This window comes from Mycobacterium sp. 94-17 (assembly GCF_035617725.1).
Lineage (GTDB): Bacteria > Actinomycetota > Actinomycetes > Mycobacteriales > Mycobacteriaceae > Mycobacterium.
In genome coordinates this window covers 86,269-98,727 of record NZ_JAPIYN010000017.1, presented here as the reverse complement: position 1 = coordinate 98,727, position 12,459 = coordinate 86,269, and the positions used below count along the sequence as shown (strand labels likewise).

Here is a 12,459-nt window from a genome sequence, read left to right as displayed (position 1 = left end):
AAGGAGGGTTGATGTCGTCTCCCGGTGATACCGCGGTCCTGGTGCTGGCGGCCGGGCCCGGCACCCGGATGCGGTCGGACACCCCGAAAGTCCTGCACACCATCGGCGGGCGCAGCATGCTGTCCCACCTGCTGCACGCGATCACCAAGGTGGCTCCCCAGCACTTGATCGTCGTCCTCGGCCACGACCACGAGCGCATCGCGCCCCTGGTGGCCGACTGGGCCGACGCCCTCGGGCGCCCCATCGACGTTGCGCTGCAGGACCGGCCCCGCGGCACCGGCGACGCGGTGCTGTGCGGCCTGTCCGCGCTACCCCCCGACTACGCCGGGGTCGTCGTCGTCACCTCGGGCGACACGCCGCTGCTGGACGCCGACACCCTGGCCGACCTGGTCGCCGGCCATAACGCCACGACGGCCGCGGTTACGGTGCTGACCACGACGGTGAGCGACCCCAGCGGCTACGGCCGCATCCTGCGCACCCAGGACAACGAGGTCATGGCGATCGTGGAGCATGCCGATGCCACGCCCTCACAGCGCGAAATCCGCGAGGTCAACGCCGGTGTCTACGCCTTCGACACCGCGGCGCTGCGCTCGGCGCTGAACCGGTTGAGCTCCGACAACGCCCAGCAGGAGCTCTATCTGACCGACGTCATCGCCATCCTGCGCGGCGACGGCCTGGCCATCCACGCACGCCACGTCGACGACAGCGCGCTGGTCGCCGGCGTCAACAACCGCGTCCAGCTCGCGCAGCTCGGTGCCGAACTGAACCGCCGCCTCATCGCGGCCCACCAGATGGCCGGCGTCACCATCGTCGACCCCGCCACCACCTGGATCGACGTCGACGTGAGCATCGGTCGCGACACCGTCATCCAGCCCGGGACGCACCTGCTCGGCCGCACCCAGATCGGGAGCCATTGCGTCGTCGGCCCTGACACCACCCTGACCGACGTCAGCGTCGGTGACGGCGCCTCGGTGGTGCGCACGCACGGCACCTCGTCATCCATCGGCGCCGGCGCCACCGTCGGGCCGTTCACCTATTTGCGCCCCGGAACCGTGCTGGGCGACGACGGCAAGCTCGGCGCGTTCGTCGAGACCAAGAACGCCACCATCGGCACCGGCTCCAAAGTGCCGCACCTGACCTACGTCGGCGACGCCGACATCGGCGAACACAGCAATATCGGCGCGTCCAGCGTCTTCGTCAACTACGACGGCGAATCCAAACGGCGGACCACCATCGGCTCGCACGTGCGCACCGGCTCGGACACCATGTTCGTGGCGCCCGTGACGGTGGGCGACGGCGCCTACACCGGCGCGGGCACCGTGGTGCGCAACGACGTCCCGCCCGGAACGCTGGCAGTATCCGCGGGCCCGCAACGCAACATCGAAGGCTGGGTGCGCCGCAAGCGCCCGGGCAGCGCGGCCGCGGAGGCGGCGGAGGCCGCCGAGAAAGCCGCCGGTCGGGGCCCTGCGGCCGCCCCCACGCCAGAAGCCGAACAGACACCGTGAATTTGGCAGCTGGCAACCCGGCCACATTTCCGTACGATTCGCTTCGTACGATGGGGCCTTCCATCCCCCACCCCGATTTGGCGAGGGCAGCGCGTTGAGCCACGACTGGACAGATAACCGCAAGAACTTGATGCTCTTCTCCGGCCGGGCGCATCCGGAGCTGGCCGAGCAGGTCGCCAAGGAGCTCGACGTCCACGTCACCGCGCAGACCGCGCGGGAGTTCGCCAACGGTGAGATCTTCGTGCGGTTCCACGAATCGGTACGCGGGTGCGACGCCTTCGTCCTGCAGTCGGCACCGGACCCGGTGAACAACTGGCTGATGGAACAGCTGATCATGATCGACGCCCTCAAGCGGGGCAGCGCCAAGCGGATCACCGCGGTCATGCCGTTCTACCCGTATGCCCGCCAGGACAAGAAGCACCGCGGCCGCGAACCGATCTCGGCACGCCTGGTGGCCGACCTGCTCAAAACCGCGGGCGCCGACCGGATCGTGACGGTGGACCTGCACACCGACCAGATCCAGGGCTTCTTCGACGGGCCCGTCGACCACATGCGCGCGCAGAACCTGCTGACCGGCTATATCGGGGACAACTACCCCGACGGCAACATGGTGGTCGTCTCGCCCGACTCCGGCCGGGTGCGCATCGCCGAGAAGTGGGCCGACGCGCTGGGCGGTGTGCCGCTGGCCTTCATTCACAAGACCCGCGACCCGCGGGTGCCCAACCAGGTGGTGTCCAACCGTGTGGTCGGTGAGGTGCAGGGGCGGACGTGTGTCCTGATCGACGACATGATCGACACCGGTGGCACCATCGCCGGCGCGGTGAAGTTGCTGCATGACGACGGTGCTTCCGATGTGGTGATCGCCGCGACTCATGGCGTGCTCTCCGATCCGGCCGCCGAGCGGCTGGCCGCCTGCGGCGCGCGGGAGGTCATCGTCACGAACACACTGCCGATCGGCGAGGAGAAGCGCTTCCCCCAGCTGACGGTGCTGTCGATCGCGCCGCTGCTGGCCAGCACCATTCGCGCCGTATTCGAAAACGGTTCGGTCACCGGGCTATTCGACGGAGACGCCTAGATGGCGTCGGGTTCCGCTGCCGCCGTCATCTACCACAACCCACGCTGCAGCACCTCCCGCAAGACGCTGGATTTGTTGCGGGACAACGGGTTTGAGCCCACCGTGGTCGAGTACCTGAAAACCCCGCCGTCGCGCGCCGAGCTGGCGAAGATGATCCGCGCCGCGGGCATCGACGTACGCACCGCAATCCGCAAGCGTGAGTCGCTCTATACCGAGCTCGCGCTCGACGACGCCGGCGACGACGAACTGCTCGACGCGATGGCCAAGCACCCGATTTTGATCGAACGACCCTTCGTCGTCACCTCGAAGGGCACTCGGCTGGCCCGTCCGATCGACGCGGTCCGCGAGATTCTGTGAGTCGGCCCAGTGGCCGTATAGCCGCTACCGCCTTGGTTGCGGTAGCTTTTTGCGCCGGCGGCTGTGCACCGAAAACGCCTGACTACCAATCGATCTTGTCGACGACTTCGACGCCCACCACAACCAAGGCGGCGGGGAAGCCGGTTCCTCTGTCGCAGTATCTGCAGAGCATCGGAGTGACCGGGGAACCGGTGGCACCGGGATCGCTGCCCGACCTGACGGTGTCGATACCGACACCGCCCGGCTGGTCGCCGTTCACCAGCCCGAACATCAGCCCGCAGACGCTGATCATCTCGCAGGGCGGCAAGTTCCCGACGGCGCGGCTGGTGGTGTTCAAGCTCAACGGTGACTTCGACCCGGCCCAGGTGATCAAGCACGGCAACGACGATGCGCAACTGTTCGAGAACTTCAAGCAGCTGGACGCCTCGGACACGCCCTACAACGGCTTTCCCTCGTCGATGATCCAGGGCAGCTACGACCTCGAGGGTGGCATGCGGCTGCACAGCTGGAACCGCATCATCCTTCCCACCGGCTCTGGGCCGGCGCACCAGCGCTATCTGGTACAGCTCACCATCACCGGCTTCGCCAATCAGGCCGCCGCGCAGTCGAGCGACATCGACGCGATCATCCACGGATTCGTCGTCGCGGCAAAGTAATTCAGGCGTGACGGCCGGCTTCCTGTACCAGCTGGACGCGCGACGTCAGGCCGAGCTTCGCGTACACGTGGGTGAGGTGCGTCTGCACGGTGCGCGGCGAGATGAAGAGCCGGGTCCCGATGTCCTTGTTGCCCAATCCTTCTGCGACCAGGCGCACCACATCGTTTTCCATCGGGGTCAGTGAGGCCCAGCCGCTGCTGGGTCTTTTGCGTTGACCGCGACCGCGCTGCGCGTAGGCGATCGCCTCGTCGACCGATAGAGCCGTGCCCTCGGCCCATGCAGCTTCAAACCCTTCTTGCCCCAACGCTTCCCGGATCACCGCGACCGCCGCGTCGTAGTCCGCCTGATACATCGGGTAGCGAGGTTGCCCCATACGCTGGCGGATGCCCGCCGCCGCACCCAACAGGCGCACCGCGTATTGACGATTACCGTCGGCGGCCGCGAGGCGAGCAAGGCATTCCAGGGTGTCGGCCACGCGCAGATATCCCCGAGTGTGGACGGCCAACGCCAGCGCGTCGTGAGCGTCGCGCTCGGCCTGCTCGAAATCGCCCTGTGCGATAGCGATAAATGCGCGGACGGTCAGCGCTCTCATTTGGTACCAGCCCGACACTCGAACGACGGTGTCGTCGGCCCAACGGCGTGCGACGGCCAGATCACCACAGGCCAGCGCGGCCTCGGCCATCGGTGTGGTGATTGCGGTCAAAACTTCACGCTGCGGATTGGTGTGCTGCCAGGCGTTCTGGGCCGCTCGCAGTGCCGCCGAAGCGTCACCGGCGGCCAGAGCGGCGTTAGCGAACCCGGCATATACCGAATCTTCCAGGAACCCGCCTATCGCCTCCGCGGCACTCAGCGCCGATTGCGCCGCCGCGTACGCGGCGGCCGCATCACCCAGGGCCGCGTGGAGTGATGCGCAGGCAATCTGGCCATAGACATTCATCGTCAGGTCGCCGGCCGCCTCCGCCTCGTCGATCAGGGCGCGGCCGACTTGCCCGGCGTACGCGTAATCTCCCCGGATCAGCAGCGCTAACGACAGCCAGGCCCGACAGCTCCGCGAGAAGAACCGATCGCCCAGCGAGTCGGCCAGGTCACGTCCCTGCTCAGCGGCGGCACACGCCGCGATCGGTTCACCGGCGAGGAAGGCCGCCGTCGCCTGATAGCCGTAAATTTGGCAAAGGCTCCACCTATCGCCGGCAGCCTGGGCCAGGTCAATCGCCTCGGCGAAGTAGGATTCGGCGTCCTCGCCGCCGTAATACGCGAGCCGTCCGCAGGCGATGAGTGCCTGAGTGATCAGCGCGGGCTCCGCGAGCTGACGCGCGATGGTGAGGGCCTGCCGCGTCAGGTCCAGGTCCATCGACACGCCAACCCACGCCGCGAGGATCGCTCGCAGGGTCACGGCGCCTACCCAGACCGCGGGTGGGATCTGCGAGTGACTCTCGTCGGCCAAGAGCGCGTCCAGGCCGACGAGTGCCTCCTTGACACGGCCGCCGCGTAACCACAACGGCCGCAACGACTCGATGAGTTGCAGGCCTGTCGCCAGGTCGAAGTTCTCCAGGCTCCACGCGAACGCGGCGCGCAAATTGTCTATCTCGGTTTGCGCCCACGCCAACAGCACATCGTCGCGGGCGTGTCCGCGTGATTCCAGCTCAGCGGCCTTAGTCGCGTAGTAGTCGCGGTGGCGCGTGCGCACCTGGTCGGCCTCACCCGACTCACCCAACTTTTCTTGTGCGTACTGACGGACGGTCTCCAGCAACCGGTATCGCATTCGAGTGCCGTTATCCTCGGCGACCACCAGGGATTTGTCCACCAACAGGCCCAGCTGGTCCATTAACTGATAGACCTCGACGTCACTGCCGGCCCCGACCGCTTGAGCGGCATCGAGGTCAAATCCCCCGGCGAACGCCGCGAGCCGGCGGAACAACAACCGCTCGGGCTCGGTCAGCAATGCGTGCGACCAATCCACCGATGCGCGCAGCGTCTGCTGGCGGCGCACGGCGGTGCGTGCGCCCCCGGTCAGCAACCGGAATCGGTCGTGCAGACTGTCCACAATCTGTGTCAGCGACAGCGCCCGAACCCGCGCCGCGGCGAGCTCGATCGCCAACGGCATCCCGTCCAGGCGCCGGCATATCTCCTCTACTGTCGCTGTATTGTCCTGATTGACAACGAAATCCGCGCGAGCGCGACGCGCGCGGTCAGCGAACAGCTCAACCGCCTGGTCGGCAACCGGCAGTGACGGTACCCGCCAGCTCAGCTCGCCCGGCAGCGCAAGCGGCTCACGACTGGTGGCCAGCACCGTCAAGTGCGGGCAGGCGTTGAGCAACTCAACGACCATGGCGCCGCACGCATCGAGCAGATGCTCGCAATTGTCGAGCAGCAACACCATCGAATTGTCGCCGATGAATCGCTGCAGTATGTCCATGGTGGAGCGGCCCGGCTGGTCGGGCAGACCCAGCGTGCGCGCGACAGTCACTGGCGCCACAACAGGATTGGTGATCGGTGCCAGATCGACGTACCAGAGCCCGTCGGCGAACTCGGCTATCAGACGCGTGGCGACCTCAACGGCAAGTCGGGTCTTACCCGCGCCCCCCGCGCCGGTCAGCGTCACCAACCGGTTATCGGTCACCAGCTGATGCAGCTCTGTCATTTCCGCCTGTCGCCCAACGAAATTCGTCAACTGCGCCGGAAGATTGTGCGACGAGACACCGGTGCCGACTCGAAGCGGCGGGAACTCGTTGTGCAGGTCCGGGTGGCACAGCTGCACCACGTGCTCCGGGCGCGGCACCCCACGCAGTGCGTAGCTACCGAGTTCCGTCAGCCATACGCCCTCGGGCAATCGGTCCGCCACCAGCGATTCCGTCACGCCCGACAGCACCGTCTGCCCGCCATGCGCCAAATCGCGCAGCCGCGCGGTCCGGTTGATGGTCGGCCCGGCGTAGTTGGCGTCGTCGCGCAGCTGGATTTCACCGGTGTGAATTCCGATGCGTATCCGGATGGGCGCCAACGGCGCCCGCTGCAAAGCCACCGCGCACGCCACGGCATCACTGGCGCGGGCGAACGCCGTCACGAAGCTGTCTCCCTCGCCCTGCTCGAGCGGCCGCACCCCGTCATGAGCGGCAACCGCGTCGTCCACCGTCCGGTGCAGCAGGGCCAGCGCGGCGGTCATTTGTTCGGGCTGGGTCTCCCATAGCCGCGTCGACCCCTCGACGTCGGCCAGTAACAACGTCACCGTTCCGGTCGGCAGCAACTCAGTCAAACTCCAGCTCAGCGGCATCTCCGCGTGTTGGCTCATGGTAGCTAGCATCGCGGTCGCCACTGCACGAAAACATCGGCGAAGACGCGCAGATTTACGACCCCCGAGCGCGCAATCTACGCGCCAGAGCGGATGGTCTGCGCCCAGGAGAAACCGGATAGTCGGGGGCATGACGACTCTGATCAGCGACTGCGCGAGCGTTCTTGACGCGGGGTTGCCCACTCTGCACTACCAGCACCTCACCGACCCCGACGAGGCGCACCGCGTCATCGCCGACGCCCGCGCCCGGGCGCCCATCGCGATCGGCCCTTACGGCCCCGAGGTGTTGACCCACGGGCTGGTCCGCACAGTCCTGCGCGACGACCGATTCATCACGGTCAAAGGCCTGGGACTGGAGGCGCAAGGCATTACCTCGGGCCCGCTCTGGGACCGGACGGTGCGCAGCATCCTGAGCCTGGACGGTGCGGTGCACCATCGGCTCCGCCGACTGGTGTCGACGGCGTTCGCACCGCGCGCCGCCCAGCGACTGCGCACCCTCGCCGTCAAAATCATCACCGCGCTAGTCGAACCGGTCACCTCCGTCGGCCGCTGCGACGTCGTCACCGACATCGCCCGGGGCTATCCGACACCGGTCATCTGCGCGCTGTTGGGCGTACCCCCGCAGGATTGGCCGCTGTTCTCCGGCTGGGTCGACGACATCAAGAAGGTCTTGGAGTGGAACGTCGTCAACGACACCCCGGCGATCCTGGCGGCGGTGAACGCACAGGACGGCTACATCGAGGACTTGATCGCCCGGCGGAAGGCGGCGCTGGCCGACGATCTGATCTCCGATCTGATCCGCGCCGACGACCCGGCACATCCGGGCGACCGGCTCACCCACGACGAACTGATCGCGCTCTCCTCCGCGCTGTTGACCGCCGGCACCGACACCACCCGGAGCCAGCTCGCCGCAGCGGTGCAGGTGCTGGCCGCCCACCCCGAGCAGTGGGACTTGGTCGCCCGGCATCCCGAGTTGGCGGCGGCTGCGGTCACCGAGCTGATGCGTTACCGCCCAATCATTTTCGGTACCATCCGGCGCGCCGCCGAAGACATTGAGCTCGCCGGCGTCCGCATTCCGGCCGGCACGCTGGTAGCCGCCAACATCGCGTCAGCCAACCGCGACCCAGCCGTCCATGACGACCCCGAACGTCTCGACATCACCCGCCAGAACCCGCCAGCCATCCTCAATTTCGGTGGCGGTATGCACTTTTGCCTCGGTGCCCACCTGGCGCGACTGGAACTGACCGAAGCGCTACGGGTCATCACCGGCCGACTGCCCAACCCCCGCCTGACCGGGCCGAGCCCCTGGAAGGTCATGGCCGGGGTAACCGGACCCACCAGTGTTCCGCTGGAGTTCGACCCTGGGCGCTAAGCTTGCCGGTCATGACTGGCTGGACCGCCGCAGACCTACCGTCGTTCGCCGAACGAACCGTCATCATCACCGGCGCCAACAGCGGGTTGGGCGCCATTACGGCCCGCGAGCTGGCGCGACGAGGGGCCACGATCATCATGGCCGTCCGCAATATTCGCAAGGGCGAGACCGCGGCCCGTCAGATGGCCGGCCGGGTCGAGGTGCGGGAGCTCGACCTGCAGGACCTGTCGTCGGTGCACCGCTTCGCCGACGCGGTGGGCGAGGCCGACGTGCTGATCAACAATGCGGGCATCATGGCCGCCCCCTTCGCGCTGACGGTCGACGGCTTCGAGACCCAGATCGGCACCAACCATCTCGGCCACTTCGCGCTGACGAACCTGTTGCTGCCCAGGCTGACCGACCGGGTGGTGACGGTGTCGTCGATGGCGCACTGGCCCGGACGCATCAACCTCGACGACCTGAACTGGCAGCACCGGCGGTACTCGCCGTGGCTGGCCTACAGCCAGTCCAAGCTCGCGAACCTGTTGTTCACCAGCGAGCTGCAGCGCCGCCTCACCGCGGCCGGGTCGCCGCTGCGCGCGTTCGCCGCCCACCCGGGTTATTCGCACACCAACCTGCAGGGCGCTTCCGGCCGCAAGCTGGGTGACACGCTGATGTCCGCCGCGACGCGGGTGTTCGCCACCGACGCCGATTTCGGTGCCCGGCAGACGCTGTACGCGGCGTCCCAGGATCTGCCCGGGGACACCTTCGTCGGCCCCCGATTCGGCCAGATCGGCCGCACCCAACCGGTCGGGCGCAGCCCGCGCGCCCGGGACACGGCGACCGCCGCAGCGCTGTGGTCGCTGTCCGAGCAGCTCACCAAGACCAGCTTTCCCCTCTGATTGATATCCGTCACACCAGCCCCTGGCGGGAGCAATAGGCGTTGTGCCCGCCTCTGAGCGACAACAGGCGCCGGGGGCACGGGCCGGGGGCGGCCCGACGGCGCAGGGCGGGCCGACGCTGCGGGGCCGACGCACGACTCCCGCCAAGTTGTCGCGCGGAGGCGGGCACTTGCCACATCCCTCCGGCTGTGTGACGGGTGTGACGCCCCCCCGACGTGGATTTCCCCTCTGAGGTGCGGATGCGCTAACCTGGCCGGGCGTCACGGCGAGGGTGACAGGCTGGACCTGCACCGTTATCGACGGAGACCGACGATTCGTCGCGACCCTGGCCGTGCCCCGAAACACCGGCGAGCACACAGGAGCGACACGATGGCCAAGCAAGCACTCAACCAGTTGAAGGTCGCGGTCCGCGCCGAGACCGGCAAGGGTGCGTCGCGGCGCGCCCGCCGCGACGGCAAGATCCCGGCCGTCCTCTACGGCCACGGCGCCGACCCGCAGCACCTGGAACTGCCCGGCCATGACTTCGCCGCCGTGCTCCGGCACGCGGGCACCAACGCCGTGCTGACCCTCGACATCGAGGGCAAGGAGCAACTGGCGCTCACCAAGTCGCTCGACATCCACCCCATTCGCCGCACCATTCAGCACGCCGACCTGCTGGTCGTGCGTCGCGGCGAGAAGGTCGTCGTCGAGGTCCGCGTGGTCATCGAGGGCGAGGCCGTGCCCGGCACGCTGGTGACCCAGGACGCCAGCACCATCGAGATCGAGGCCGACGCCCTGTCGATCCCCGAGCAGCTGACGGTCTCGGTGGAGGGCGCCGAGCCCGGCACCCAGTTCACCGCCGGCCAGGTCACCCTGCCCAACGGCGTCAACCTGATCTCCGACCCGGACACGCTGGTGGTCAACGTCGTCACCGCGCCGACGGAAGAGGACCTCGCCGAAGAGGGCGCCGGCGAGACCACCGAGGAAGCCGAGGCGGCCGAAGGCGACGAAGAGGCCGAGGCCGGCGAAGAAGAGGCCGGCGAAGCCGAATCCCAGTCCGAGTAGGCGGATCACAACGTGGCCGAACCGTTGCTGGTCGTCGGCCTCGGCAATCCCGGAGACAACTACGCCCGGACCCGGCACAACGTCGGGTTCATGGTCGCCGACCTGCTCGCCGCGCGAATCGGCTCGAAGTTCAAGGCGCACAAGCGTTCCGGTGCCGAGATTGTCAGTGGCCGGCTCTCCGGACATTCGGTGGTGGTGGCCAAGCCGCGCTGCTACATGAACGAATCCGGCCGTCAGATCGGCCCGTTGGCGAAGTTCTATTCGGTGCCACCGGGCGACGTCATCGTCATCCACGACGATCTCGACTTGGACTTCGGCCGCATCCGGCTCAAGATCGGCGGCGGCGAAGGCGGCCACAACGGTCTGCGTTCTGTGGGAAACGCTTTGGGCAGCAAGGATTTTCAGCGGGTGCGCATCGGGATCGGCCGTCCTCCGGGACGCAAGGATCCGGCGGTGTTCGTGCTGGAAGGCTTCAGCGCCGCCGAGCGCCCCGAAGTTCCCACCATCTGCGAACAGGCCGCGGATGCCACCGAGCTGCTGATCGAACTGGGCCTAGAGCCGGCGCAGAATCGCGTCCACGCGTGGTAACCGGCGCGATGCCCGACCGCGCGTGCCGGACTAAGTGACCAGGTGCAGGGACGTGGACCGGCGCAACTTGCCCGACGGCGTCTTCGGGATGGTTCCCGGACCGAGCACCACCACGTTGCGCGGCCGAACGTCGACCTCGGCCACCACCTCACGGGCCACCCGGTGCTCAATGCGGCGCACCTCGGCCTGGTCTTGGTAGGCGTTGGACTCCACGGCCACGGCGAACGTCTCGCGCGAATGCCCGGCGTCCAGGCGCACCGCGACCGCGCAACCCGGCCGTACACCCTCGACACGGCACGCGGCGCGCTCGATGTCGGTGGGATAGATGTTGCGGCCCGCCATGATGATGACGTCCTTGACGCGACCGCACACCACCACGTGGCCTTCCTCGGTCAGGTAGCCGAGGTCGCCGGTGTCATACCAGCCTTGCTCGTCCTGGGCCGGGATGAAACCACCCATGGTGAGGTAGCCCGGCGTCAGCGACTCGCCGCGCAGCTCGATGACACCGACGCCGCGCGCGGCCATCACCTCGCCGTTCTCGTCGATGATGCGCGCCTCGAGGTCTTTGAGCAGCGGACCGAGCGTGGCCAGCCGGCGGGTGTTGCCCTTGCTGGCGGGCACGGCCCGGCGCAGGGCGGCCAGCAGGTCGGCGTCGACCTCGTCGACCACCAGGCCGGCGTCGCACTCCGAGAACGACACGGCCAGCGTGGTCTCGGCCATGCCGTAGGCCGGCAGGATCGCCGACGGCCGCAGCCCGAACGGCTTGCCCGCGTCCAGCAGGTCCTCGACGTCGGCCGGTTCGACGGGCTCTGCGCCGGACAGCGCGAACCGCAGCGTCGACAGGTCGAAGTCGCCCGGCTTGGCCTGCCGGCGCAGCCGCTTGGCCAGCAGCGCGTAGGCGAAGTTGGGCGCCGCGGTCATGGTGCCCTGGTACTTGTCGATGAGCTTGGCCCACAGCAGCGTGTCGCGCAGGAAGTCCATCGGCGTGACCTTGACCAGCTCGGCACCGAAGTACATCGGGATGGTGAGGAATCCGACCATGCCCATGTCGTGGAAGCAGGGCAGCCAGCTGACCATGACGTCCTTCTCGACGTCGTACTGCGCGCCGATGAACATCGCCTCGGCGTTGGAGTAGATGTTGCGGTGGGTGATCTGCACCGCCTTAGGAGACCCGGTGGATCCGGACGTCAATTGCATCAGGGCGAGCGCGTCCTCACCGACCTCGACGGGGTCGATCGGTTCGGCCGCGAGCAGGTCGGAAACGCTAAGGACGCGGATGCCCTTCTCCTCGAGTACCGGGATGGCCACCAGGAAGGGCTCGGAGACGACGACGGCCTTGGCCTCGATCATGCCGATGACGTTCATCGTGTCCTCGGCCCACACGGCCAGGTCGGTGCGTGGGGTGGGCTGGTGCAGCATGGTGAGGCTCGCGCCGCGCATCCAGAGGCCCTGCGCCGTCGGCGCGATCTCCACCGGGTAGCCGGCCAGCACGCCGACCGCGTCGCCGGGCCCGATGCCCGCGGCGGCCAGGCCGCCCGCGATACGGCGCGCACGCTCGTGGACCTCGCCCCAGGTGTGGCGGACCGGTTCGTGAGGTTCACCGGTGACCATGCCCGTCTTCGCGGACCGGGCATTGCGGTACATCTTCTCGGTAAACCGGCTCACAAAACCCTCCTCGGTTTCAGCCCTCGTCCG

General features: G+C 67.9%; 10 protein-coding genes. 8 read left to right on the top strand and 2 right to left on the bottom strand.

What is annotated here, in order from left to right; all coding sequences use genetic code 11:
- Positions 1-11: 11 nt before the first annotated feature.
- The 4 genes from glmU (at position 12) to OQ789_RS19150 (ending at position 3,593) form a co-directional block, all read left to right on the top strand.
- Complete coding sequence (gene glmU / locus OQ789_RS19165) at positions 12-1,505, top strand: bifunctional UDP-N-acetylglucosamine diphosphorylase/glucosamine-1-phosphate N-acetyltransferase GlmU (RefSeq protein WP_324687673.1); 1,494 nt, start codon at positions 12-14, stop codon at positions 1,503-1,505.
- A 94-nt stretch (positions 1,506-1,599) separates the two neighbouring features.
- Positions 1,600-2,580 (top strand): ribose-phosphate diphosphokinase, encoded by a 981-nt coding sequence (locus tag OQ789_RS19160; protein ID WP_324687672.1) that lies wholly within the window; start codon positions 1,600-1,602, stop codon positions 2,578-2,580.
- Positions 2,581-2,937 carry an arsenate reductase (glutaredoxin) gene (arsC, locus tag OQ789_RS19155; RefSeq protein ID WP_324687671.1) on the top strand — a complete coding sequence of 119 codons (357 nt, stop codon included), beginning with the start codon at positions 2,581-2,583 and terminating at the stop codon, positions 2,935-2,937. It abuts the gene before it with no gap.
- Positions 2,934-3,593 (top strand): LpqN/LpqT family lipoprotein, encoded by a 660-nt coding sequence (locus OQ789_RS19150; protein ID WP_420716151.1) that lies wholly within the window; start codon positions 2,934-2,936, stop codon positions 3,591-3,593. Before arsC ends, OQ789_RS19150 begins: the two co-directional genes overlap by 4 nt.
- 1 nt (position 3,594) lies before the next feature.
- Here the strand turns inward: OQ789_RS19150 and OQ789_RS19145 are convergent, their stop codons facing one another.
- A complete protein-coding gene (locus tag OQ789_RS19145; protein ID WP_324687670.1) occupies positions 3,595-6,879 on the bottom strand; it encodes a helix-turn-helix transcriptional regulator in 3,285 nt (1,094 codons plus the stop codon).
- Between the two features lie 130 nt (positions 6,880-7,009).
- Here OQ789_RS19145 and OQ789_RS19140 point away from each other — a divergent pair, with 130 nt between their 5' ends.
- The 4 genes from OQ789_RS19140 to pth all read left to right on the top strand — a co-directional run bounded on the left by OQ789_RS19140 (position 7,010) and on the right by pth (position 10,764).
- Positions 7,010-8,251: a cytochrome P450 gene (locus OQ789_RS19140; RefSeq protein WP_324687669.1), complete on the top strand. Its 1,242-nt coding sequence runs from the start codon at positions 7,010-7,012 to the stop codon at positions 8,249-8,251.
- Between the two features lie 11 nt (positions 8,252-8,262).
- Entirely contained in the window at positions 8,263-9,132 is an 870-nt protein-coding gene (locus tag OQ789_RS19135; RefSeq protein ID WP_324687668.1) for an oxidoreductase, read from the top strand.
- Positions 9,133-9,501: 369 nt separating this feature from the next.
- Positions 9,502-10,176 carry a 50S ribosomal protein L25/general stress protein Ctc gene (locus tag OQ789_RS19130; protein ID WP_324687667.1) on the top strand — a complete coding sequence of 225 codons (675 nt, stop codon included), beginning with the start codon at positions 9,502-9,504 and terminating at the stop codon, positions 10,174-10,176.
- A gap of 12 nt (positions 10,177-10,188) precedes the next feature.
- The gene (pth, locus tag OQ789_RS19125; RefSeq protein ID WP_324687666.1) at positions 10,189-10,764 is read left to right on the top strand and encodes an aminoacyl-tRNA hydrolase; all 576 of its coding nucleotides are present in this window, start codon (positions 10,189-10,191) and stop codon (positions 10,762-10,764) included.
- Positions 10,765-10,794: 30 nt separating this feature from the next.
- Here the strand turns inward: pth and OQ789_RS19120 are convergent, their stop codons facing one another.
- Complete coding sequence (locus OQ789_RS19120) at positions 10,795-12,429, bottom strand: fatty acyl-AMP ligase (protein WP_324687665.1); 1,635 nt, start codon at positions 12,427-12,429, stop codon at positions 10,795-10,797.
- Positions 12,430-12,459 lie beyond the last annotated feature (30 nt).